Source organism: Fictibacillus sp. FJAT-27399 (genome assembly GCF_001510655.1).
Taxonomy (GTDB): Bacteria; Bacillota; Bacilli; order Bacillales; family Fictibacillaceae; genus Fictibacillus_C; species Fictibacillus_C marinisediminis.
Window position 1 is genome coordinate 34,062 of sequence record NZ_LMVC01000010.1, and the last position, 22,034, is coordinate 56,095.

Consider the following 22,034-nt stretch of genomic DNA (forward strand, 5'->3'; position numbering starts at 1 on the left):
TGCTTTATTTTTTGTTCTTTAATTTTGAAACATAACCTTCTTTAGTTGTCTGTCTGCTTCTCGCAATCGAGAATGCTTCACCCGGAACATCATCAGTAATTGTAGATCCTGCAGCGACATAGGCGTTTTGCCCGACTGTTACAGGAGCGATTAAATTGGAGTTGCAGCCGATGAAAGCTCCGTCTTCAACTTTCGTTAGATGCTTGTTCTCTCCATCATAATTCACGGTAATCGATCCGCAGCCGAGGTTCACCTCTCTGCCAATCTCCGCATCACCGATATAGCTTAGATGAGAAGCCTTGCTTCCTTGTGCCATTACCGATTTTTTCACTTCCACAAAGTTACCAATCTTTACCTGGTCTTCAATAGAAGAAGCTGGGCGGATATGGGCGAACGGCCCGATGTTTACTTCATTACCGACCTCACTGTCATGAACGACGGACTGTTTGATCGTATTTCCGTTTCCGAACTTACTGTCCTTAATTTCACTGTTTGGTCCAATGATATTGTTTTCACCGATGACAGAAGATCCATTGATCATTGTGCCCGGATAAAGAATGGTGTCTCTTCCGATGACTGCGTCAGAAGAAATATACGTCTGTTCAGGGTCAATGATGGTTACACCGTTTCTCATATGCCCTTCATTGATTCGTTTTTTCATCGTTTTTTCCGCTTGCGAAAGGGCTACACGGTCATTGACACCAAGTGTTTCATCAAAAGATGGAGTCTGATAAGCTGCTACGACTTCACCTTTCTTCTGAATGATTTCGATTACGTCTGGCAAATAGTATTCACCCTGAGAGTTATCGTTATTGACAGAAGAAAGAGCCTCAAATAAGGACTGGTTATCGAAGCAGTAGGTTCCCGTATTAATTTCCTGTACTTTCTTTTCTTCGTCACTTGCATCTTTATGCTCAACGATTCTTTCAACCGTTCCGCTCTCATTGCGAAGTACACGTCCATAACCTGCTGGATCTTCTGCTTTCGCAGTAAGAATCGTGACTTTCGCGCCGGCGGCCTGATGCTCATCAATCAGCTTTTGCATCGTTTCTGCAGTGATCAGAGGAGTGTCGCCACATACGACAAGCGTAATGCCGTCCTCTTTTGACAGGGCATCATCAGCCTGCATTACTGCATGCGCTGTTCCTAGCTGTTCTTCCTGAAGTACATATCCTGAACGGTCTCCTAGCTGGTCTTTAACCTTTTCGGCGCCATGGCCTACTACCGTTACAATCTTCTGCATGTCCAATTGAGAGATCTGATCGACCACGTGTTGTACCATCGGTTTGCCGCAGACAGGATGCAGTACTTTATATAAACTGGATTTCATTCTCGTTCCTTGACCTGCAGCTAACACTACTGCGAAGCGTTTACTCATAAATGACCTCCACTATTATTTACTATTACTCTGCTGATATTCCCTTACGAATATATCTTATAATCACAGTCATTTCAAGGAGTGTGAAGGATTTGTCAATGTATTGTTAAAAAGCTCCAATGGTTTGGCAGAGACGCCGTGCACTGGAGGCCTTGAGATCCAGTACGTCCTTTGTGCTGGGCCGAAGGGGCGCAGTGACTCAAGTCTCTAACCATTTGAGCTAGATTAGTTAAAAAGCTGAAGCGACCGCATAAAGCTGAAAGACGGTGGAGCGCTTACGCAGCAACACGCTTTTTGTGTTGAGGCGGGAGAGCAAAGCGGCCGAGGCTTTGGTCGCTGGAGCCAGATTAGTTAAAAAGCTCCAATAACTCAAGCATTAATACTCATAATGACATTACTATTGGCTATGAATATAGCTATCCTTGCAGTACTTTAATGACTAGATACATCATTGGAACTTCCCTTTTCATTCCTGTCTTAAAACTACCCACGCTAAAAAAGGCATAAAAAAAGAACTCCTTGAGTAAGGAGTTCTTTTATACGCTGTTTAGGATGCCCCTGCTTCTTCAAAAGCAGATTCCATTTCACCCATTCTGTGATATTCCGTCAACACCGCGTTTTGAATCTTTTCGCGTGTACTGGACGTAATCGGGTGAGCGATATCTCTAAATTCCCCATCCGGCGTTCTTTTGCTAGGCATAGCAACGAACATACCGTTATTCCCATCAATCACACGAATGTCATGGATAACAAATTCATGATCGATCGTAATCGAAGCAATCGCTTTCATACGTCCTTCTGTATTCACCCTTCTAAGTCTTACATCAGTCACTTCCATTCCAAACACCACCTTTTTCCATAAATAAGAACGTATAACAACATTTCTTCATTCTTTTTCAAAATCCTTCTATATATAATAAAAATTTTTAAAAAATTATGTAAAATAAAAAATAGCACCTTCTCAAATGAAAAGGTGCTATTTTCCTATCTTTTTATTTTTATGTTCTGACTAAGGCAATGACTTCAATTTCAATTTGCACATCCTTTGGCAGGCGGGCAACTTCCACACAGGAACGGGCAGGCTTGTGTTCAGGGAAATACTCTCCGTATACTTCATTAATGGTTCCAAAATCATCCATATTTTTGATAAAGACAGTCGTTTTTACTACTTGCTCGAATGAAGAGTTCGCTTCCTCCAAAACAGCCTGAAGGTTTTTAAAAACCTGATGGGTTTGCGCAGCAATATCGCCTTCCACCAAGGTGCCTTCTGCTGTCAGAGGAATCTGGCCTGAACTGTAAAAAAGATTATTAACAACCATCCCCTGTACATACGGGCCGATAGCTGCAGGTGCTTTTGCAGTCTGTACCTTGTTCATCGTTATCTCTTCTCCTTTTGAATGAAGTAATTTCCTTCCTCAACCTCTATCCTCTGCTCCTTTTCATTCACGCTGGCCAGCCGGGTTAATGACACATAATCATCCACGAGCCTCTCTGCTCCATCCTGTGCCTCAACGAGTACACCGATTCCAGCCACTTCCGCCTGGAACTCTTTGATCAGGCTGATCATGCCGCGGATTGTGCCGCCAGCCTTCATGAAGTCATCAATAATAAGTACGCTGGCACCCTTCTTGATACTTCTTCTCGCCAGCGCCATCGTTTGAATGCGTTTCGTTGATCCCGATACATAGTTGATACTGACAGTAGACCCTTCCGTCACTCTGCTGTTGCTGCGTACGATTACGACAGGAACATTCAACTGCGAGGCCACTGCATACGCCAAAGGTATCCCCTTCGTCGCCACGGTCATGACGGCATCAATTTTTTGAAGCGAAAAAACGGAGGAAAAAAGCCGTCCCACCTGGTTGACCAGATTAGGATTTCCAATGATGTCCGTTAAGTAAAGGTAACCGCCGGGAAGCAGCCGGTCAGGATCTTCAAGCATCCCGGTCAGTTCTTCAATGATCTCTTTTGCTTCCGCTTCAGAAACAGAAGGAATATACTTTACGCCGCCGGCTGCGCCAGCCACTGTAATGATAGAGCCAATCCCTTGGTATTCAAAATTTTCTTTAATGATGGCCAAGTCTTCGCTGATGGATGATTTGGCAGACTGATACCTCTCCACAAAGTATGATAATGGAATCAACTGATGGGGATGCTGCAATAGGTATGTGGTTAAGTCAACCATTCTTCCGCTTCGTTTTAACTTCATCCTGCGCCTCCAAAAACCGAATATTTGAAGTTAATATACCATTTTCATACGGTTTTTATCAACATACAAATGAAAATCGTTCAAATTATCCGTTTTTTTAAAGAGGGCGAAAGAACATTAGTATTTAAAGTCTTCCTGTCCCTCACCCAGCAGGCGTACAGCGTAAACTTCATGGCAAAAACCTCTCAGGCCGTTGTACACACGGTTAACCCGCGACTCATGCTGAAACAGTCCAAAAACGGTTGGGCCGCTTCCGCTCATGAGCACACCATCTGCACCGAGCCGATGCATTTGATCTTTGATCTGCTTTACTTCCGGATAAATGGGAAGTGTAACCGTTTCGAGAACGTTTCCTAGCTGGCCGCAGACACCTTCATAATCATTCGTTTCAATTGCATGAACCATCGCCTCAATGTCAGGATGATCAATGGTTTTGGTATCAAGCCTTCGGTACACTTCGGCAGTCGATACACCGATTGGGGGTTTGGCAAGCAGCACCCAGCAAGGCGGCGGCGCTTTAATATGCTGAATATGTTCCCCTCTGCCAGAAGCGATAGCGGTACCGCCGTAAACACAAAAGGATACGTCAGAACCGATCTTTGCCCCAAGTACAGCCAGTTCATCCAGAGAAAGTCCGAGCTTCCAGATCTCATTCAGGCCTTTTAATGCCGCGGCTGCATCGCTGCTCCCCCCTGCAAGTCCAGCTGCAACAGGAATATTCTTAGCAATGTGGATCCCGACTCCTTTTTTAACCCCAAAGGTCTTCTTGAGAAGCAAAGCTGCTTGATAAGCCAGGTTCCGCTGATCGAGGGGGACGAACCCGCCTGTAGATTCAATCGTTATTCGATTTTCCTCAAGGAGTGTCAGTTCCACACGGTCAGAGAGGTCTACCGTCGTCATAATCATTTTTACTTCGTGGTACCCATCTTCCCGTTTACCGAGAACATCCAGAGACAAATTGATTTTTGCCGGAGCCTTGATGGATATCTTATTATCATTCATAAAGATTCCCCTATATTTTTAAGATAATTTGATACTATCATAAAACGGGAAGCGCCTCTATATACAAAAAACCGGAGCATGGCTCCGGCGTCTCGCATATTTTATTGCTGTCGGGACAGGTTCTGCTGCGCCATTTCTATAGCGCGCTTTACCATATTGCCTGCGTCCTTGGACTTAATGCCGCCCCAGCCTTCCTTTTGGACCGTATCATAAAAACCAAGGTCTTTTGCAAGCTCCATCTTGAATTGTTCAGACATCATTCCACGTCTACGGCTCATGATGCAATACCCCTCTCAAAAATAAGCGATAAGGGTAGTATTTTACGGATTATAAAATGTTATGTATCAACCATTGGTTTGCTTAAGTCTTCGTTTTTTGAAAAAAAGGCAAAAAAAAGCAGTAAGGATTCTTACTGCCCGCTAACCACCTGGGATTCTTCTAAGAAAGTTAGTTCAACGGTTTCCGTTAATACGTCAGCGTAGCTGTAAGAAACACGTTCAAAAGCGTTGGTGTCCTGATCCAGTTTAATAATAAATACGGCAGGGTATGTTTCTTCTAAGGTACCAAGTCGTTCAATCGTTTTGCGACGACCTCCGTTGGCTCTTAGAGAAAGTTTTTTACCCACGTTAGACTCTAAAATTCGTCTAATGTCCACAATTGTTTTACCCATATCGGCTCCACCTCACTTAGACAAATTGTAACACAAATCGCTACTTTTTGTCAAATTAAAACTAAAATTATAGCAATTTTGAAGTTGTCATGTCAATGAAAAATTATCCTTTTTTCACTTTTATTATGTGGGAAATTGTAAAAAAGTATGTATGCTTGCCAATAATCTTTTTTTAAGCATAAGAAAACTCCAGCAAACAGGCTGGAGTTTTCTTATTGGGTAAAGGTTTGTGATTTAATCGGCATGCCAGTCCGCAAGAACCCTTTTGTTTCGACCCCGCCCAATCCTTCCCGGCCCGTGAGCGTGTTCCGCAGGACGTCCATCACATTTACATGTTCCATGAAGGAAGTCATGCTGATCTTGGATACAATATAAACAGGATCCAGGGCGTGTATATTGATCCTTGCCGGTGAGCTTGCAAAATTACTGCCCGCTTTTATCAATGACTCAAAATGAGATTGGCATGCTCCTGCAAAAATCATTAAATGATCAAGCTGAGGATAATTTCTCCGAATTTCTCTTACAGTTCTTACAAAGAATTTAGTATGCCGATAAGCCTGCATATCATCAATTGATCCTTTGTTCTTCATGTAGGCGTCATGCCCGGTGATGACCAGGATATCCGGTCGCACTTCATCAACAAGAGCGGGAACTTTTTCAGGCATTTCTGTTTCCTTCAGATGGATCCCATATACAGGAACACCAAGCCGCTTATAGAGCTCAAGGCATTTGCTTAAATAGAGGGGATCACCATCTACGTGAAGCACCCGGCCGGGCAGCTCGAAATACGATTGGTCATATTCATAGCCGTTTGTTGAAAGGTATTCTCTCTTCTGCCTGAGCAGGTAGTAATCCTGCCTGAACAGTTTATAGGAGGACTCTTCCTTTTCCTGCCCCGCCTGCCGCCTTTCGTGCTGCTGCTGTGGAGACATGGTTACAAGATCAGCAACCGGAGCATCGGCAATTAGTCTCATCTCTTCACCGGCAAGATCTGCCACTGTTTTATCTTCATTGAACCCTACGATTCGAAACAATAGATCACATTTATATGACGTCCTGCCAACCACTGATCCGATTTCAAGTTTCATCGAACTCCCCCTGTTTGGAGAAAAGTACAAATCCCAGTTACATCATCCTTTTTAAAGATATGTCGCCGGGATTAGAAACATGAGTCTCATTTTAGAAGGGGAGCTAAAGCGTCTGCAAGTTTTGCAAATTCTTCGATGGTCAGGGTCTCGCCTCTTCGTTTTGGATCGATCTGAATTTCATCAAAAACTTCTTGGAGCTCTTCTCTCTTCTCTTTTAATGGAAGGTTATTCAGCAAGTTGTTCCAAAGTGTTTTTCTTCTTTGGCCAAAAGAGGAACGAATCACTTCAAAGAAGAAGGTTTCATCCTTCACCTGAACAGGCGGCTCTCTTCTCAGGGTCAGCCTGATAACGGCAGAGTCCACGTTAGGCGCCGGCACAAAAACCGTTTTAGGCACTTTCAGAACAGTTTCTGCTTCCGCATAGTACTGTACAGCAATCGACAAGGAATTGTAATCCTTCGTTCCCGGTTTAGCTGCAAGCCTGTCCGCTACCTCTTTTTGGATCATACAGACGATTCCCCGGATCGGAAGCTTTTCCGTTAAGAGCTTCATAATGATTGGTGTGGTCACATAATAAGGAAGATTTGCCACAACCATAATATCCTCTATCCCTTCAAACTCTTGTCCTATCACTTGAGAAACATCCGCCTCAAGAATATCAGAATGAATAACTTTTACATGAGGATAAGGCTCCAGCGTCTCGCTTAAGATGGGAAGCAGCCGCTGGTCAATCTCAAAAGCAACGACCTTTTTTGCCTGGCGAGCGATATGCTCTGTCAACGCACCAATTCCCGGCCCGATTTCTATAGCCCCGGATTCCTCTGTTAAATCAGCCTGGGCAACGATATTGTTCAGTATATTACGGTCAATCAAAAAGTTCTGACCGAGACTTTTTTTAAATGTGAAGCCATGTTTCTTCAGTATGGCTTTTGTACTTTGCGGATTTGAGATATCCTTCATCTTTCCTGTTCCTCCTGTAATATTTCCTTCATGGCATCAGCAAATTGCTGTTCAGTAATCTGAAACATCATCAAGCGCTTGTGCAGCTGCTTTCCGTTCATATATCCGATCTTTAAGCTCTTTCCAAGCTTTTCTCTTCTGGCTTTTGCCTGCTGTCCGCCGATTAGCCCTGCTGTTACAAGATCGTTCCATGAAATTTTTTCCGTTTCTTCTATATATTCTTCTTTTACATGACGCAGTGCTTCTCTTATTGAATCCTTTGAGGCATGCTCCACTCCAATGCCTTTTTTATTTCTTGCCATCGCTTCCTTTTTGGGAAGAAATGCATGCTTGCAACCGGGTATCTTGTTTGAAATAATTTTCCGGATGCGCTCCCCCGGATAATCAGGATCTGTAAACACGATAACCCCTCTTTTTTCCTGAGCAAGCCTGATCTGTTCTATCGTTTCATCACTTATTTCTGAACCGTTTGTTTCAATGGTGTCCGCATTGACCGCATTCTGTATCACGATGGTATCACTTTTGCCTTCAACCACAATTATTTCTTTAATTTTCATGATTTCCTCCCAGGTCATGCAAAAAACTACTTCCTAGTATACCCTTACTTTCACTTAAGGAAAATAAAAAGCAGAGGATTGGCATCAATACCCGCTTTTGCGGGTATTGACACAGCTCCCCTGCTTCTCTTCTATATCTGGAATTTAGCTTTATTTAATAATTTTAACTCTTACCGTTTTTCTTCCCCATTTGACAGCCTCTGACTGAGAGGAGAAGAAAACATCGATGCGATTGCCATTGATGGCACCGCCTGTATCAGAAGCGATAGCATAGCCATAGCCTTCTACATACACTTTGCTCCCAAGCGGAATGACTTTTGGGTCTACCGCGATGACTTTCGCATTAGGATTGGCGTGAAGGTTCAGGCCTGTCCTCGTCTTGCCCGAACATCCGGCGCAGCTCGCAGTGTAAGCGGTACTTGTAACATAAAGTTCCTTGCCTCCGGAAGGAGCACTCTTTCCGCGCGAAACCGTAACAGGTTTCGGCTTTGTGCCTTCGGCTATTACCTTATCTGAACTATCTTCCAATGTTTTTTTACTTTTTAATTTTCGGGAAACCTCTTTCCCATTTTCAAGTACGACCTCATACTTTTTCGAAACCCGGCCTTTGGAGCCCGGTTCTACCACTTTCTCTTTTCCTTTTGCCAGTTTTCCGTCTTTACGGGTGACGGTAGCAAACGGCGTATCTTCTTCCACTACATCGGTGACCTTTTCTACTCTGATGATATTAACCTTCATGTCGTTGTTTAACTTCGTCTCTTTAGCGGGCTCTACCCGGTCAAGATCCCCTAGTTTCACTTTGTTTTGTTTTAAAAGGTCAGCGACCGTAGTCGAAGTGGTCCAAACTTGCTTTTCTTTTCCGCCTACAACAAGGTCAACTGAGACAGCTTGCTGAAGGTTTATGTGCTGCTGAGTTTTGAGCGGCGTTGCTAAACCAGGCTTAAGTTTATCATGCTGGTTCACGCTGATATTGCGTTCGCCTAAAAATTCTTTAACAGTGCTGGCTGTTGACCAAACCGATTGTTTTTCTCCGTCCTGCGTAAAGTTAATTTTATGTGCAGGTGTATACTCAATCTTCATGCCGTTTTTAAGCGGCTCGTTTAATCCTGGTTCCACCTCATCATGGCGGTTAACCGATATACCATAGTCAGAAAGTGCATCCCTAACATTTTCTGCGTGTGAACTAAACGATTTCTCTTTCCCATCAACCATGATCATAACGTCGGTTTTCGAAGTTTCATAGCTTACGAAACCTGTTGTTACAGCCAGAACGATGATCGCGGCAGCAGCCATTACGAGCTTTTTCGTGAAGAAATCATAAAAAAGCTTACTCTTGCTCCTGTTCATGTCATCCATTCCCCCTTTACAAGGATTGAAGTATAATCGTTGAATAATTCGTTGTCAAATCCCCCCTTTTATGCAAATTAATTACACAAGCCCAATTATGTAAGGGAAAAGGGTGAAAAGGGAAGGAAAACCGTTCGACAGTTTCCTCTTCCGTAATGTTGAATTTGCTGGATTTACAACGTTTTTTGCCTGTTTTTTTCTCTTTTCGACAAAACCGGTCAGCGATTGATGCCGAATAATTGTCTGGCATTGTCGGAAGTTTTTTTAACTAAATCTTCCAGAGGTATTTCTCTTAACTCGGCGATAGCCTCAGCTACGTACTTTACATATGATGGTTCATTTCGCTTGCCCCTGAGCGGATGGGGACTTAGGTAAGGACAATCCGTTTCGATAAGGAGCCGGTCGATCGGGATTTCTTTCGCCACTTCTTTTGGCTTCTTGGCATTTTTAAATGTAACTGGCCCGCCAAAAGAAATGTAGAAGTTCATGTCCAAACACTGTTTAGCAACCTCCAGGCTGCCGCTGTAACAGTGCATGATTCCGCCAACTTCCTCGGCACCTTCGCTTTTAAGAATATCAACGACATCCTGTGTCGCATCGCGATTATGAATAATAATCGGAAGCTTCACTTTCTTAGCCAGTTGAATCTGTTGGCGAAAGACATCTTTCTGAACATCTTCCGGTGATTTATCCCAATGGTAATCCAGCCCCATCTCACCTAAAGCCACCACTTTGGGGTGAGCTGCGAGTTCTTCGATCCACTGTAAATCTTCCGGTGTCATATCCACCGCGTCCACGGGGTGCCATCCTACAGCTGCATAGATAAAATCATATGTATCAGCCAACTTTATAGCGCCTTTGATTGTCGGCCGGTCAAACCCAACGACAACAATATGTGAAATTCCTTCATCCAAAGCTCTTTGTATTACCTCTTCAAGATCTTCTTCAAACTGAATTGCATTTAAATGTGCGTGTGTATCAAACATGAAGAAAGCCCTCCTAATTAATACTTTCACAGTTTATCATACCTTTGTCCTATAACACCAAGACGTCTGGATAACAATTGCATTACAGTTTTATTACATACTGGAAATAACATGCCCCATTTGACCCCTGGTAAAATTAAAAAAGGGAACCCTTTTAGGCTCCCCTTTCACGCGTACTTTATTTGACTTTTGCTCCATTCGGCAAGCTTTGATCGACCGTTGCCAATGTCAGCTGATCTCCGGCTGAACCAGCGAGGATCATGCCTTCTGACAGTTCTCCCCGGAGTTTTACCGGTTTAAGGTTGGTGACGCAAATGACTTTTTGTCCTATCAAGTCTTCAGGTCGGTAATACTTTGCAATACCTGAGACAACCTGCCTTTTCTCATAACCGAGATCTAGCTGAAGCTTTAATAGTTTGTCTGCTTTTTTCACTGGCTCCGCCTCGATGACTTGAGCCACTCGAAGATCAACTTTCATAAAATCATCGATCGAGATCTCAGCTGTTTCTTCTTTTTCAACGATAGCTACTGGCGCCTTCTCTTCTTGCTCTGCAGCAGGTGCACCACCCATAGACTGCTGAATATAGCTCACTTCTTCCTCAGTTTCAAGACGAGGGAAGATTGGATTTCCTTTTTGAACCTTTGTTCCTTCCGGCAGTTTTCCAAATTCATAGACGGTGTTCCAGTCTGTAAGCTCACCTTCCTGGATCCCAAGCTGTCCCCAGATTTTCGCAGGCGCATTTGTCAGGAACGGCTGAATCAATACGGAAACTATACGGATGGACTCCGCCAAATGATACATGACTGCTGCCAGAGCCTTTTTGTCTTCTTCATTTTTTGCCAGGATCCAAGGCTGGGTTTCATCGATATATTTATTCGTGCGGCTGATCAATTGCCAGATGCTGCTTAAAGCCACCGAAAACTCCATGTTCTCCAAAGATTCTTCTGCCTTTTTAACGGTATTCTGAACAAAATCAACAAGAGTCTGATCAAAGTTCGTCACATTGCCTTCGTAGTCAGGAATGGCGCCATCAAAGTATTTATTGATCATCGCCACCGTACGGTTCACAAGATTGCCCAGGTCATTGGCAAGGTCATGGTTCACCCGGTCTACAAAGCTTTCAGGCGTGAACACGCCGTCAGAACCAAAAGGAACTTCACGGAGAAGATAATAGCGCAGGGCATCCAATCCATATCGGTCGATCAAGGTTACCGGATCGACAACGTTTCCTTTGGATTTGGACATTTTTCCGTCCTTCATAAGCAGCCAGCCGTGGGCAAAGACTTTTTTGGGAAGCGGAAGGTCCAGTGCCATCAGCATGATCGGCCAGTAAATCGTATGGAACCTGACGATCTCTTTCCCGACGAGATGAACATTTGCCGGCCAGAATTTTTTATACTTTTCATCGTTTTCTGATCCATAACCGAGCGCTGTAATATAATTGGAAAGCGCATCAATCCACACATAGATAACATGCTTCGGATTGCCGGGCACCTTCACACCCCAGTCGAAAGACGTACGGGAAACCGCGAGATCCTCTAACCCAGGCTTGATAAAGTTATTGATCATCTCATTTTTGCGGGATTCCGGCTGAATGAACTCCGGATTCTCTTCATAGAACTGAAGAAGCCTGTCCGCATACTTGCTCATATTAAAGAAATAGCTCTCTTCCTTTACGCGCTTTACTTCTCTTCCGCAGTCCGGGCATTTTCCGTCGACAAGCTGAGTCTCAGTGAAGAAGGATTCACACGGCGTACAGTACCAGCCTTCATACTCGCCAAGGTAAATATCTCCTTGATCAAGAAGCCGCTTAAAGATTTTCTCTACACCCTCTTTATGCCTGTCTTCGGTTGTACGGATGAAGTCATCGTAAGATATATCGAGTTTCTGCCAAAGATCTTTGATCCCCGTCACGATTTCATCTACATATTGCTGCGGAGTTACTCCGTTCTCTTCCGCCTTCTGCTGAATTTTTTGGCCGTGCTCATCTGTTCCAGTCAAATACATAACTTCATAACCTTTTAAGCGTTTATATCTTGCCAAGGCATCGCCCGCTACTGTGGTGTACGCGTGGCCGATATGGAGTTTTCCGCTTGGATAATATATTGGTGTTGTAATATAAAATGTTTTTTCTCCCATAATGAATTCCTCCGGTTAAAAAATTTAATAAACTATGAAAAAAGCCCCTGCAAAAAGAGGGACATTTTATTTACAGAAAAAAGTGACTGCTCATTTCGACTTTCAAATTTGTCAATTCTATGAAAAGTGTAAAAAAATGTTTGTTCTGGGACATAAAATACAAAACAAGTGCGAAATCACTTATGTAAATACTTTCATTATGCTCTTTTCTTCACTCAAAATATACCTAATCCCGTAAAGTCATGTCAAGGTAAACAGGATGTACGGTGAAGAATAGGCTAAGGGAGTATTTTTTAAAAGTCAGTTTTGTCGAATAATGACGAATTTATCAAGAATAATTCCCAGTAATTTTTTTGAAAAACAAGAATAATTTTCTAAACCTATTTTTACCTGTTTGTAAAGATAATCTGGTATGATTGAACTTATAGAAAAACGGGTAAATAGATAGAGAAATTTTTGTTTGCAAAACAGTTGACCTCATCTGGAAATATTGTTATGATGAATCCGTAAGATTTTGTCGAATTCTGACGATTATATATATAAATAATATTAGGATTTAAATATCTACTATTCGGGAGGAGATTACTAAAATGAAATCTACAGGTATTGTTCGTAAAGTTGATGAACTAGGACGTGTGGTAATTCCAATCGAATTACGACGCACACTCGGAATTGCTGAAAAAGACGCACTTGAAATCTACGTTGATGATGACCGCATCATCCTTAAAAAATACAAGCCCAATATGACTTGTGCAGTAACCGGGGAAGTTTCTGATGACAACTACTCACTTGCTGGCGGCAAAATCATTCTTAGCCCAGAAGGCGCACAAGAAATCATGAATGAACTTCAAAAACAACTTCAAACAACAAAATAAGGATTGAAAGAGCCTCCTGATGACAGGAGGCTCTTTTTATGTGTTTAGCTTTCATTTTCAACGTGATAGGCTTGGTATACTTCTCGCTTTGGCAGATTTCGGTCTGCCGCTGCTTTTTTTACCGCTTCTTTACTTTTTAGCTGTTCTTTATCGATGTAATGCTGGACGTGTTCAACAAGCGTCAGAGGATCCCACCACTGAGATTCTGCCTTTTCTTCGGGTGCATCTGACGAGCCTTCCACTACCAGGCAAAACTCGCCTCTGATCTCTGTTTCCTTAGTCCAATCCACCACCGTGCTTAATGGGCCTCTGATGAACTCCTCATATTTCTTTGTCAATTCTCTCGCCATTGAAACACTCCGCTCACCCAAAATGTCATGCATAATGGATAAGGTTTCTTTCAGCCGATGGGGAGACTCATAAAAGATCATCGTAAATGGAAAGGACTTGAGCCGCTCAAGCTGTTCTTTCTTTTCTTTCTTGCCCCGTGGCAAAAATCCGTAAAAGTAAAAATCCTTCGTATTAAGTCCTGAAGCAATTAATGAAGATAATGCCGCATTCGCCCCGGGGAGAGGAACAACAGGAATCTTTTCCTCCAGTGCGCTCACAACAAGTTCATAACCCGGATCGGAAATGGCCGGTGTTCCTGCATCTGATACAAGTGCCACTGTTTTTCCTTCTTTCAGCAGGTCGATTAGTTTCATGCCGCTCACTTCTTTATTATGTTCATGGTAGCTGAAAAGAGGGGTCTGGATCTCAAAGTAATTGCAGAGCTTTTTCGTCTGCCTCGTATCTTCCGCTCCTATGTAATCAGCTTCCTTTAAAATCCGTATCGCACGGAAAGTCATGTCCTCCAGATTTCCAATCGGCGTGGGAACTAAATAGAGTAAACCTGTTTCATGACCGCTCTGATAGCTGCTCTGCTGCCACATGATATACAGCGCCTCCTTCCTTGATCAAGTGTTCCTTCTCTTTCTTCGTCATTCTTTTTATTCGGTATTCTGCTTTCATCGCATCTTCTTTAGTTGGAAAATCAGCGGAGAAAACAAGCTGCAGCGGAGCTCTCCCTCTTGTGTACTTTGCTCCCTTTCCTGATTCATGAGCCAGTACCCGCTTTTCCAGGTTATTGGTATAGCCGGTATAGAGGGTATCATCAATGCACTTCAGAATATAAACATAAAATTTATTTTCCATAGAAGACCTTCTTCAATTCTTCCGTATATTGCCCGTCTTCTCCATACACGGTCAGCGGGGGGAGAATATGAAGATCAGGCTTGCCGTCCTTCATTCCCTCGACAAGAAGCATGTTCGCCTCACCGCCTTGCTTTGGATAAACAAACTGCAGCCTTTTGGGCTCAAGCCTATATTTTCTCATCAGGCTCAATATATCCATCAGCCGCTGAGGACGGTGGACGAACGCAGCTTTACCTCCCTGCTTTACCAGCTTGCTGCTCACTGAGATCACATCTTCAAGTGTACAATGGATCTCGTGCCTGGCTACCGCCAAATGAGGGTTCTCATTATAATCTTTTTCATTTACCGAGGAAAAATACGGCGGATTGCACACAACCGTATCAAACTTTCCTGTACCAAGCTTTCCAGGAAGATTGATGATGTTGTCTGTCAGTATTGAAACCTGATCCTGCATCCCATTAACTTCCACGCTACGGCCGGCCATATCACTCAGCCGTTCCTGAATCTCTACTCCTGTGATGGCAGCCTTCGAACGCTGTGTCAATAACAAGGCGACGGCTCCGTTTCCTGTGCAAAGATCGATAATGTTTCCCTTTTGAATGGGTACGTAGGCAAACCTGCTCAGCAGTACGGCATCCAGAGAAAAAGAAAAGACGGATGGGCTCTGTATGATTTTCAAAGATTCATCAACTAGATAGTCTAACCGTTCGTCTCCTTTTAACAGGTTTTCCATTTCATCACTCTTTCTGCTTCACTTTTTTTCTTGGCTTTGTTAAAGCATATTGCTGATTTAATCACACCTGCTCAAAATCAACAACATTGACGAACAGAGTTTTTCTTTAAACACAGAAAAGAGTCTTCCCCTTTGGAAAGACTCTTTATTTTTTATTAAGAAATGACAGACAGAACAGGCAGTCGCCCTCTGTTCGCACACTTCCATAATGAAGATTGCAAATATGAAATCCTTCTTGATACAGCCTGGCCAGGTTGTCATAGCCTTCCCCGATATCTGCCGATTCTTGTGGCAATGGCCGCTTTTTAACAGAGGAGTTGGATCCTTTTTTTTCCTGTGGCTTCAGAGCACTTCGCAAATTGTAATTTTCCATTTGCAGGTTGTGATTCTGTTCCAATAAGGCGACAAGGTCTGCTTTTAAGTCTCCAATTTGTTCCGTTAAAGCTGCCAATTGCTGCTCCATATGGGTCACCCGGGAAAAAATCTGATCTTTCTCCACGTGCTTTCCACCTCGTTATTCTGTAGCTTGCGTAAATAATTCCTTTTCTTTCATGAGCTCTTCAATTGTATATTCCGTTACTTTTTCAAGTTCCGGCAGTTCGACCTGTACAAGTTTCTCGAGCATATTCAATCCAACAACGCGACCTCTTCCATCTGGAGTGGCGATATGTTCACCCACATCTGGAAGCTCTCTTTTGACTTCTTCATAATAATCGTTTTCGTATTTTAAACAGCACATTAAACGGCCGCATAATCCAGAAATCTTTGCGGGGTTAAGCGATAGATTCTGGTCTTTGGCCATTTTAATTGATACGGGTTCAAAATCACCAAGAAAAGTGGAACAGCACAGCATTCTTCCGCATGGGCCGATGCCTCCAAGCATTTTTGCTTCATCACGGACTCCGATTTGCCGAAGCTCGATCCGCGTCCGAAAAATGGAAGCGAGATCTTTAACCAGTTCCCTAAAATCGATGCGTCCATCTGCAGTGAAATAAAAAATGACTTTATTTCGGTCAAAGGTATATTCGACATCTACCAATTTCATGTCAAGCTTATGCTCGGTTATCTTTTCCGTACACAGTTCAAAAGCATTTTGGGCAGCTTTTTTGTTTTCATCTACCGCAAGTGTATCTTTCTCGTTTGCGCTTCTTACTACCTTTTTTAAAGGAAGTACAACATCATTCTCCCCAACTTGCTTCTTGTCTATGACGACTTTTCCGTACTCAATTCCGCGCGCTGTTTCAACAATTACGAATGTATCCTTTATGATATCAAGGTCGCCAGGATCGAAATAGTATATTTTTCCCGCTTTTTTAAAACGGACTCCGACTACTTCATACACAGGCTTTTATCCCTCCCGTAATCGTAACACCAGCTGCTCCATCAGGAGCTGGGGGTTTACGTTTGCACCTAGACGTTGCTTGGCTGTTAAGATAGCCAGCATTTTCTCACTGATTCTTTTCTGTGAGGTATGTAGAGCTTGCTGCTCTAACGCTTGCCGCTGATCGACAAATACCAGGTGCTCCGGCTCTGAAAGCTGTATAAATAAAAGATCTTTGTACCAGATCAGTAAAAGGCTTAATGCATTGTCGAGTTGATCTTTTTCCTTAAAAAACGACAACCAGTTATCCTGTAATGAAACAAATACCTGGCTGGGACGAGTTTTCAACTCTTCTGTTAATTGTATCACTTTGTCTCGTGCTTGTGCAAACCACTCTTGCCTACAAATTTCGAGTGCTTCTGACTTATCACTCGTTAATGCAGCTGCCATAGCAGCCATAGGCAAAGAGATATCTTCTTCCTGCAAAGATTTCATAAGCTGTTCAGGCGGAAGAGGAGAAAAGGAAACAACCTGAGACCTGGAAAGAATGGTCTCCAGCAGACGATGCACCTGTTCTGTCAATAAAAAGGCGATCGTGGATGACGTCGGTTCTTCCAAAAATTTAAGCAGGCTGTTTGCGGCCTGTACCGTCATACGATCGGCATGTTCAACAATGTATACTTTTTTATCTGATTCCATTCCATGATAAGCAAATTCCTTTTGCAGACCGCGGATTTGATCAATTTTAATGGATTGCCCTTCAGGCTGGACGATATGAACGTCCGGATGGTTTCCTGAGTCGATCCTCTTACAATCCTTACATACTCCGCATGGTTCAACACTTGTTGTTTCCCTGCACAAAAATGTTTTTGCGATCTGCAGGGCCATATCCATTTTTCCTGTTCCATGACCCCCCTCAAACACATAAGCATGAGCGAGACGATCCTTCTTAACACTATTCGTTAACGTTTTTACAACTCTTGGCTGCCGTTCACTTAATTGTTCCCAGCTCATTTTTTCCACCTACATATACAGATTAATCAAAAGACCTTTGACTTCACCGATCTTATCGAGCAGGCCGATTGATTTTTCTTCCTTTTTTAACATCAAATCTGTCATTTCCAGAAGCTTCGTATCTACTTCTTGGACAAGTCTCGTGGTCTGCTGCCTTCCCTGGCTGTTCCAGCCGCGGCTATGTTTCAGATTCATGCCAAAATCAACAGCTTCTTTTACAAAACGCTGCACAAGCTGTTTATACTGATTAAAATCTCTCATGGTCTGATACTGAGCAAGCCGCTGCCCCTGCTTCTCTACGTCCTTAAAAAGAGTGCCGAGCTGATCGGACTGCAGCTTTTCCTGATGGCTCGTAACAGCTTCTCCAAAAGCATGTCCGCTTTTTCCGCTGAGCTTTCCTTCTTTTTGTTTCGTATCGATTAAAGGGCGGGGATCTTGGCCAATTTTCATTTTGATTCCTCCGTTATTTTAAAACTGCTGAAAGCTTTCCACAGGAAGAACAAATACAGTGGCTCCTCCAACTTCTACTTCAACAGGATAGGGAACGTATGCATCAGCATTACCGCCCATCGGCGATACAGGGGCAACCAGCTGATTGCGGCTCTTGCAGTTCTCTTTGATGATGTCCATTACACGATCCACTTGCTGATCTTCCACACCAATCATGAACGTCGTATTCCCTGCTTTAAGGAAGCCTCCGGTCGTCGCCAGCTTGGTCGCACGGAACTCATGTTTAACAAGCGCATCCGCCAAACGGCTGCTATCCTTATCCTGAACCACTGCAATGATCATTTTCATACTTTTTCCCTCCTGTGATTTATTAGTTATATCGGTTCGCTAGAAGAAGTTTAATATCCTTTTTGATGACATCAAAAACCTGGTCTATAGTCTGGTTTCCATCCACAAGAAGAAAACGTTCCTTGTTTTCTGAATAAATTTTCCTGAATCCTGATCTTACTCTCTCATGATACTCCAGCTGTTTCTGCTCTATACGGTCAAGTCCTTCTTCAGTATATCGGCTGACCATCCGTTCCCTCCCTGCTTCAGGAGAAATATCGATGAGGTAGCTTCGGTCCGGGCTTAATCCACCTGTTGCAAAGCGATTGATCGCCGTGACATCCACTACAGAAATACCGAGTCCATAGGCTTGATAAGCAATGGACGCATCGACAAAGCGGTCACACAGTACCAGTTTGCCCTCTTGCAACGCCGGAAGAATTTTTTCTTTCACATGCTGCGCACGTGAAGCGGCATACAGCAGCACTTCCGTCTCATCCGCCATTTCTGGGTGAGCCGGATCTAAAATCAAAGAGCGGATCCTGTCGCTGACCGCTGTTCCTCCCGGTTCACGGGTTAAAAGATATGGAATACGGCTTTCTTCTAAATAATCAGCCAGTTTTTTAATCTGTGTTGATTTTCCTGAGCCATCCGGGCCCTCTATCGTAATAAATAATCCGTTCACGTCTATTCTTCCTTCTGTTCAGCATATACGTTTATTTTTTTGCCTTGGCCGCCCTGAAAACGGGCGCCATGCTCTAATAGATATTGATAGTTTTTCACCAGTTCATCAGTAATTCGTTCTCCCTTGGCAATCAAAGGAATGCCAGGCGGATATGGAATAACAGACTGGGCAGCTATGTGTCCGGAAGAGTGGGATATCCATATCTCTGCACTCTCCATCTTAAGCATCTCTTTATAGCTTACTGCAAGGGCGCTGATGCCTGTCTCTTCCCTCTGCAAAGGGATGCGAGAATGTTCCTTGTGAAACATCCCGTCTGACAGGGCACCTTGAATGGTTTCAATCAATGCGCTGAGATTCGGTATCCTTCCAAGGGGCAGAACAAACAGGACATTCATGGGATCTGCGAGTTCCGTAAAAATCCCCTTCTCCTCTAACTTCTCCTGCAGCTCATATCCGGTAAGACCCGTCGTGCTCTGTACGGTAACTTTTAGAGGGTCCATCAGACAGCCGGCAGAAGCCGGCAGCACATTTAGTTGAGGAATACGGTTCAGAGCTTTGCGGAAATGATCACCATCTTTTTTTATTTCATTAAAATCCCTTCGAGTCAGGCTGGCTAAATAGGCTCTGGCTAAATCCAGCGAGGCCATGATGGGATAAGATGGCGAACTGGATTGAAGGGCTTGTAAATAATGTTTTACCCTCTTTTCATCAATACGAAAACTGTTGAAATGCAAGTACGCACCCATGGTCATAGCAGGCAGTGTTTTATGAGCAGAATGAACAACCATGTCAGCTCCAGCTTCAAGAGCACTTTCGGGAAACTGCCCATCCCGTCCAAAGTGGGCTCCATGGGCCTCATCCACCAGTACAACCAGTCCGTTCTCGTGCAAATAAGGAATTATTTCCTTAAGATCCACCGACATTCCATAATAGTTGGGGTTAGTCAGCATAATCCCTTTGGCTGCCGGAAACTTCCTTACACCTTCTTTTACCACTTCAAGAGTAAGACCAGTGGCAAACTGGCCAACCGGATCGATGCCCGGTGAGAGAAACACCGGCCGCAGCCCTGCCAGCTCAAGCCCGTTTAAGACAGACTTATGGCAATTGCGCTGAACGAACACTACATCATTCTCTTGAAAAGCGGACAAAAGCATGACCAGGTTTCCCGCTGTACTTCCTCCCACTAAAAAATAACTGGAATTAACGCCATACAAGGAAGCCGTCAACGCTTGCGCCTCCTGAATGGCTTCAGATGGTTCATGCAGATCATCCAGTCCAGTCAGCTCTGTCACATCTATAGGAAGAACTGAGGCAAAGGCTTTGTTTTGTTTGCCGCCAAAACCGATGGCTCCATTTTTATGACCCGGAACATGAAAGGACCATTTTGTTTTATGGCTATGCCGTATGAGGGCATCATATAAGGGGGTTCTTTGTTCATTTATCATGTGCAATCCTTTTTTCTTGCATGAAGTTACGTTTATCCTTCTATTTTAGCATACCTCAAACCTCTCTGCTTTTCGCTCCAAAGAGAAAAACAGGCCATGTTGGCCTGTTTTATAAAGAAGAATTAACTAATTTTAGTTTTCTTAATTGATTTAAATAGTGTTTGTAATACTCGTCATTGGTTTCAGCAGAAACTATTTTTTTCTCGCAGTCCATACAAATGTATTGATGTAAAATATGAATACCGGTCTGCTTATGCTCCTCGCATATTAAACACATTTCCCCTGTTGGTTTCAATGATGATTTCATTTTCATCCACCTCCATTACTTCATTCTTTCCAGAGTTCCTCCGCTCTATACTCTCGTACCTTATTAATCTTCGTTTCTGTTTAGGCTCTAGTTCAATGTATGTGAAACAGAATTTGTTCGTGTCTGTCTTGGAAAATTAAAGCCTTCCCGGCCGATTCAGTGAAATAAATGTTCTATGCTCGAAGAACAAGATGGTAAAAGTAGTGGCTTCTGACTGAATGATTGGATTCCGCTGGCTAAATGATTGTTACTTGCGGGTTTGTACGGTTTTCATGCGGCTTTGTCCCTTTTACGTGCGACTTTGAAGGGTTTACATGCGGGAATGGAGACTTTACGTGCGACTTTTCAGCCTTTCATGCCAAACCCCTCATTGTCATAAAAAAGAACATACAAAAAAGCACTGCTGAAATCAATCCAACAGTGCTTCGTTCATGCCCGGCAACGTCCTACTTATACAGGGGAAAGCCCCCACTCCCATCGGCGCTGAAGGGCTTAACTTCCGTGTTCGGTATGGGAACGGATGTGACCTCTTCGCTATCGCTCACCACCGAATATCCCTTGCTCTGAGCACGACCCAGGCGGCGATATGCAAACCACCTTATTTGGTTGATCCCTCGATGGTTTTAGGAAAAATAGAACAAGTAATTAGTTTGTATAGGCTTTATTTTTTCGTTTTCTCTTTGAAAATCATCTTTTTGTGGCTAATGGATACGGTTTCGAAGGTTCTGCTTTGTTGTCCGGGAGCGTTACTTGCGGTTTTTGTGGGTTTACTTGCGAAACCGGCTCATTTACTTGCGGTTCGACAGCGTTTACTTGCGATTTCACAGCCGTTACTTGCGATTCGACAAGGTTTACTTGCCTATCACGTCATTTTCATAAAAGAACATACAAAAAAGCACTGCTGGAATCAATCCAACAGTGCTTCAATCGTGCCTGGCAACGTCCTACTCTTACAGGGGGAAGCCCCCAACTACCATCGGCGCTGAAGAGCTTAACTTCCGTGTTCGGTATGGGAACGGGTGTGACCTCTTCGCTATCGCCACCAGACATAGGTAGGTTTTTCAACCTATTTTGAGGTATATTCCCTCAAAACTAGATAACTTTTCATCCAAACTTNTAGTAAGACCTCTTCGCTATCGCCACCAGACATAGGTAGGTTTTTCAACCTATTTTGAGGTATATTCCCTCAAAACTAGATAACTTTTCATCCAAACTTTCACTGATGCTAACGTCCAGCTCCATGAACCCTATCCTCGAGGTCGTTTCAATCCCTCCTACGAACACCAAAAACGTGTTCTCGTCAGGATCTCCAACGCTTGTCGGATATAAACGGTTCATACCGCTTTT

26 protein-coding genes and 2 rRNA genes are annotated in these 22,034 nt (G+C 43.5%); 1 reads left to right on the plus strand and 27 read right to left on the minus strand.

The window, feature by feature from the left end; all coding sequences use genetic code 11:
• Positions 1-4: 4 nt before the first annotated feature.
• The 13 genes from glmU to metG all read right to left on the minus strand — a co-directional run bounded on the left by glmU (position 5) and on the right by metG (position 12,336).
• A complete protein-coding gene (gene glmU, locus AR335_RS22485; RefSeq protein WP_062240355.1) occupies positions 5-1,378 on the minus strand; it encodes a bifunctional UDP-N-acetylglucosamine diphosphorylase/glucosamine-1-phosphate N-acetyltransferase GlmU in 1,374 nt (457 codons plus the stop codon).
• A gap of 547 nt (positions 1,379-1,925) precedes the next feature.
• A complete protein-coding gene (gene spoVG, locus AR335_RS22490; RefSeq protein ID WP_053356264.1) occupies positions 1,926-2,216 on the minus strand; it encodes a septation regulator SpoVG in 291 nt (96 codons plus the stop codon).
• A gap of 160 nt (positions 2,217-2,376) precedes the next feature.
• The gene (locus AR335_RS22495) at positions 2,377-2,754 is read right to left on the minus strand and encodes a RidA family protein (protein WP_062240358.1); all 378 of its coding nucleotides are present in this window, start codon (positions 2,752-2,754) and stop codon (positions 2,377-2,379) included.
• A 2-nt stretch (positions 2,755-2,756) separates the two neighbouring features.
• Positions 2,757-3,587: a pur operon repressor gene (gene purR / locus AR335_RS22500; protein WP_053356266.1), complete on the minus strand. Its 831-nt coding sequence runs from the start codon at positions 3,585-3,587 to the stop codon at positions 2,757-2,759.
• 117 nt (positions 3,588-3,704) lie between these two features.
• A complete protein-coding gene (gene ispE, locus AR335_RS22505) occupies positions 3,705-4,589 on the minus strand; it encodes a 4-(cytidine 5'-diphospho)-2-C-methyl-D-erythritol kinase (protein WP_053356267.1) in 885 nt (294 codons plus the stop codon).
• 101 nt (positions 4,590-4,690) lie between these two features.
• Complete coding sequence (locus AR335_RS22510) at positions 4,691-4,867, minus strand: small, acid-soluble spore protein, alpha/beta type (protein ID WP_053356268.1); 177 nt, start codon at positions 4,865-4,867, stop codon at positions 4,691-4,693.
• A gap of 131 nt (positions 4,868-4,998) precedes the next feature.
• Positions 4,999-5,259 (minus strand): biofilm formation stimulator Veg, encoded by a 261-nt coding sequence (gene veg / locus AR335_RS22515; protein WP_062240361.1) that lies wholly within the window; start codon positions 5,257-5,259, stop codon positions 4,999-5,001.
• A gap of 212 nt (positions 5,260-5,471) precedes the next feature.
• Complete coding sequence (yabG, locus tag AR335_RS22520; RefSeq protein ID WP_053356270.1) at positions 5,472-6,347, minus strand: sporulation peptidase YabG; 876 nt, start codon at positions 6,345-6,347, stop codon at positions 5,472-5,474.
• A gap of 86 nt (positions 6,348-6,433) precedes the next feature.
• On the minus strand, positions 6,434-7,306 hold the full coding sequence (rsmA, locus tag AR335_RS22525; RefSeq protein WP_062240363.1) for a 16S rRNA (adenine(1518)-N(6)/adenine(1519)-N(6))-dimethyltransferase RsmA: 873 nt from the start codon (positions 7,304-7,306) through the stop codon (positions 6,434-6,436).
• Positions 7,303-7,863 (minus strand): ribonuclease M5, encoded by a 561-nt coding sequence (gene rnmV, locus AR335_RS22530; RefSeq protein ID WP_062240387.1) that lies wholly within the window; start codon positions 7,861-7,863, stop codon positions 7,303-7,305. The genes rsmA and rnmV overlap by 4 nt, the downstream gene beginning before the upstream one ends.
• A 150-nt stretch (positions 7,864-8,013) precedes the next feature.
• Positions 8,014-9,210, minus strand: coding sequence for a G5 and 3D domain-containing protein (locus tag AR335_RS25395; protein ID WP_062240364.1), 1,197 nt, complete (start codon positions 9,208-9,210; stop codon positions 8,014-8,016).
• Positions 9,211-9,428: 218 nt separating this feature from the next.
• Positions 9,429-10,196, minus strand: a complete 768-nt coding sequence (locus tag AR335_RS22540) for a TatD family hydrolase (RefSeq protein ID WP_062240365.1) — start codon at positions 10,194-10,196, stop codon at positions 9,429-9,431.
• Between the two features lie 178 nt (positions 10,197-10,374).
• The gene (gene metG / locus AR335_RS22545; protein ID WP_053356274.1) at positions 10,375-12,336 is read right to left on the minus strand and encodes a methionine--tRNA ligase; all 1,962 of its coding nucleotides are present in this window, start codon (positions 12,334-12,336) and stop codon (positions 10,375-10,377) included.
• 590 nt (positions 12,337-12,926) lie between these two features.
• Between metG and AR335_RS22550 the strand changes: the two genes are divergently transcribed.
• Positions 12,927-13,211 (plus strand): AbrB/MazE/SpoVT family DNA-binding domain-containing protein, encoded by a 285-nt coding sequence (locus tag AR335_RS22550; RefSeq protein WP_062240366.1) that lies wholly within the window; start codon positions 12,927-12,929, stop codon positions 13,209-13,211.
• Positions 13,212-13,255: 44 nt separating this feature from the next.
• On the opposite strand, the gene rsmI is transcribed toward AR335_RS22550, so the two are convergent.
• The 14 genes from rsmI to AR335_RS25075 all read right to left on the minus strand — a co-directional run.
• Positions 13,256-14,143 carry a 16S rRNA (cytidine(1402)-2'-O)-methyltransferase gene (gene rsmI, locus AR335_RS22555; protein ID WP_062240367.1) on the minus strand — a complete coding sequence of 296 codons (888 nt, stop codon included), beginning with the start codon at positions 14,141-14,143 and terminating at the stop codon, positions 13,256-13,258.
• Positions 14,109-14,405 carry a GIY-YIG nuclease family protein gene (locus tag AR335_RS22560; protein WP_062240368.1) on the minus strand — a complete coding sequence of 99 codons (297 nt, stop codon included), beginning with the start codon at positions 14,403-14,405 and terminating at the stop codon, positions 14,109-14,111. Before AR335_RS22560 ends, rsmI begins: the two co-directional genes overlap by 35 nt.
• On the minus strand, positions 14,395-15,138 hold the full coding sequence (locus AR335_RS22565) for a tRNA1(Val) (adenine(37)-N6)-methyltransferase (protein ID WP_053356278.1): 744 nt from the start codon (positions 15,136-15,138) through the stop codon (positions 14,395-14,397). The genes AR335_RS22560 and AR335_RS22565 overlap by 11 nt, the downstream gene beginning before the upstream one ends.
• A 145-nt stretch (positions 15,139-15,283) precedes the next feature.
• Complete coding sequence (yabA, locus tag AR335_RS22570) at positions 15,284-15,637, minus strand: DNA replication initiation control protein YabA (protein ID WP_053356279.1); 354 nt, start codon at positions 15,635-15,637, stop codon at positions 15,284-15,286.
• Positions 15,638-15,652: 15 nt separating this feature from the next.
• Complete coding sequence (locus AR335_RS22575; protein WP_053356280.1) at positions 15,653-16,480, minus strand: PSP1 domain-containing protein; 828 nt, start codon at positions 16,478-16,480, stop codon at positions 15,653-15,655.
• Positions 16,481-16,486: 6 nt separating this feature from the next.
• Positions 16,487-17,473, minus strand: a complete 987-nt coding sequence (gene holB / locus AR335_RS22580) for a DNA polymerase III subunit delta' (RefSeq protein WP_062240369.1) — start codon at positions 17,471-17,473, stop codon at positions 16,487-16,489.
• A gap of 9 nt (positions 17,474-17,482) precedes the next feature.
• Positions 17,483-17,923, minus strand: coding sequence for a YaaR family protein (locus AR335_RS22585; RefSeq protein ID WP_062240372.1), 441 nt, complete (start codon positions 17,921-17,923; stop codon positions 17,483-17,485).
• A gap of 18 nt (positions 17,924-17,941) precedes the next feature.
• On the minus strand, positions 17,942-18,271 hold the full coding sequence (locus tag AR335_RS22590) for a cyclic-di-AMP receptor (RefSeq protein WP_053356283.1): 330 nt from the start codon (positions 18,269-18,271) through the stop codon (positions 17,942-17,944).
• A 22-nt stretch (positions 18,272-18,293) separates the two neighbouring features.
• Positions 18,294-18,935, minus strand: coding sequence for a dTMP kinase (tmk, locus tag AR335_RS22595; protein WP_199805127.1), 642 nt, complete (start codon positions 18,933-18,935; stop codon positions 18,294-18,296).
• Positions 18,936-18,937: 2 nt separating this feature from the next.
• Positions 18,938-20,377 (minus strand): aminotransferase class I/II-fold pyridoxal phosphate-dependent enzyme, encoded by a 1,440-nt coding sequence (locus tag AR335_RS22600; RefSeq protein WP_062240391.1) that lies wholly within the window; start codon positions 20,375-20,377, stop codon positions 18,938-18,940.
• 112 nt (positions 20,378-20,489) lie between these two features.
• Positions 20,490-20,693, minus strand: a complete 204-nt coding sequence (locus tag AR335_RS25335; RefSeq protein WP_369795874.1) for a sigma factor G inhibitor Gin — start codon at positions 20,691-20,693, stop codon at positions 20,490-20,492.
• A 427-nt stretch (positions 20,694-21,120) separates the two neighbouring features.
• A 5S ribosomal RNA gene (gene rrf, locus AR335_RS22610) occupies positions 21,121-21,239 on the minus strand.
• A 379-nt stretch (positions 21,240-21,618) separates the two neighbouring features.
• Positions 21,619-21,734, minus strand: a 5S ribosomal RNA gene (gene rrf / locus AR335_RS22615).
• 114 nt (positions 21,735-21,848) lie between these two features.
• A partial coding sequence (locus AR335_RS25075; protein ID WP_234293385.1) for a hypothetical protein occupies positions 21,849-22,034 on the minus strand: 186 nt, incomplete at its 5' end.

Excerpts from the sequence above, each read along its gene's own strand:
- AR335_RS22550 (WP_062240366.1), top strand. The coding sequence starts at position 12,927 with ATGAAATCTACAGGTATTGTTCGTAAAGTTGATGAACTAGGACGTGTG.
- AR335_RS25395 (WP_062240364.1), bottom strand. The coding sequence starts at position 9,210 with ATGAACAGGAGCAAGAGTAAGCTTTTTTATGATTTCTTCACGAAAAAG.
- rnmV (WP_062240387.1), bottom strand. The coding sequence starts at position 7,863 with ATGAAAATTAAAGAAATAATTGTGGTTGAAGGCAAAAGTGATACCATC.
- rsmI (WP_062240367.1), bottom strand. The coding sequence starts at position 14,143 with ATGTGGCAGCAGAGCAGCTATCAGAGCGGTCATGAAACAGGTTTACTC.
- metG (WP_053356274.1), bottom strand. The coding sequence starts at position 12,336 with ATGGGAGAAAAAACATTTTATATTACAACACCAATATATTATCCAAGC.
- AR335_RS22540 (WP_062240365.1), bottom strand. The coding sequence starts at position 10,196 with ATGTTTGATACACACGCACATTTAAATGCAATTCAGTTTGAAGAAGAT.
- AR335_RS22495 (WP_062240358.1), bottom strand. The coding sequence starts at position 2,754 with ATGAACAAGGTACAGACTGCAAAAGCACCTGCAGCTATCGGCCCGTAT.
- yabG (WP_053356270.1), bottom strand. The coding sequence starts at position 6,347 with ATGAAACTTGAAATCGGATCAGTGGTTGGCAGGACGTCATATAAATGT.
- spoVG (WP_053356264.1), bottom strand. The coding sequence starts at position 2,216 with ATGGAAGTGACTGATGTAAGACTTAGAAGGGTGAATACAGAAGGACGT.
- AR335_RS22560 (WP_062240368.1), bottom strand. The coding sequence starts at position 14,405 with ATGGAAAATAAATTTTATGTTTATATTCTGAAGTGCATTGATGATACC.
- purR (WP_053356266.1), bottom strand. The coding sequence starts at position 3,587 with ATGAAGTTAAAACGAAGCGGAAGAATGGTTGACTTAACCACATACCTA.
- rsmA (WP_062240363.1), bottom strand. The coding sequence starts at position 7,306 with ATGAAGGATATCTCAAATCCGCAAAGTACAAAAGCCATACTGAAGAAA.
- holB (WP_062240369.1), bottom strand. The coding sequence starts at position 17,473 with ATGAGCTGGGAACAATTAAGTGAACGGCAGCCAAGAGTTGTAAAAACG.
- glmU (WP_062240355.1), bottom strand. The coding sequence starts at position 1,378 with ATGAGTAAACGCTTCGCAGTAGTGTTAGCTGCAGGTCAAGGAACGAGA.
- AR335_RS22510 (WP_053356268.1), bottom strand. The coding sequence starts at position 4,867 with ATGAGCCGTAGACGTGGAATGATGTCTGAACAATTCAAGATGGAGCTT.
- veg (WP_062240361.1), bottom strand. The coding sequence starts at position 5,259 with ATGGGTAAAACAATTGTGGACATTAGACGAATTTTAGAGTCTAACGTG.
- AR335_RS22585 (WP_062240372.1), bottom strand. The coding sequence starts at position 17,923 with ATGAAAATTGGCCAAGATCCCCGCCCTTTAATCGATACGAAACAAAAA.
- AR335_RS22565 (WP_053356278.1), bottom strand. The coding sequence starts at position 15,138 with ATGGAAAACCTGTTAAAAGGAGACGAACGGTTAGACTATCTAGTTGAT.
- AR335_RS22590 (WP_053356283.1), bottom strand. The coding sequence starts at position 18,271 with ATGAAAATGATCATTGCAGTGGTTCAGGATAAGGATAGCAGCCGTTTG.
- AR335_RS25335 (WP_369795874.1), bottom strand. The coding sequence starts at position 20,693 with ATGAAAATGAAATCATCATTGAAACCAACAGGGGAAATGTGTTTAATA.
- ispE (WP_053356267.1), bottom strand. The coding sequence starts at position 4,589 with ATGAATGATAATAAGATATCCATCAAGGCTCCGGCAAAAATCAATTTG.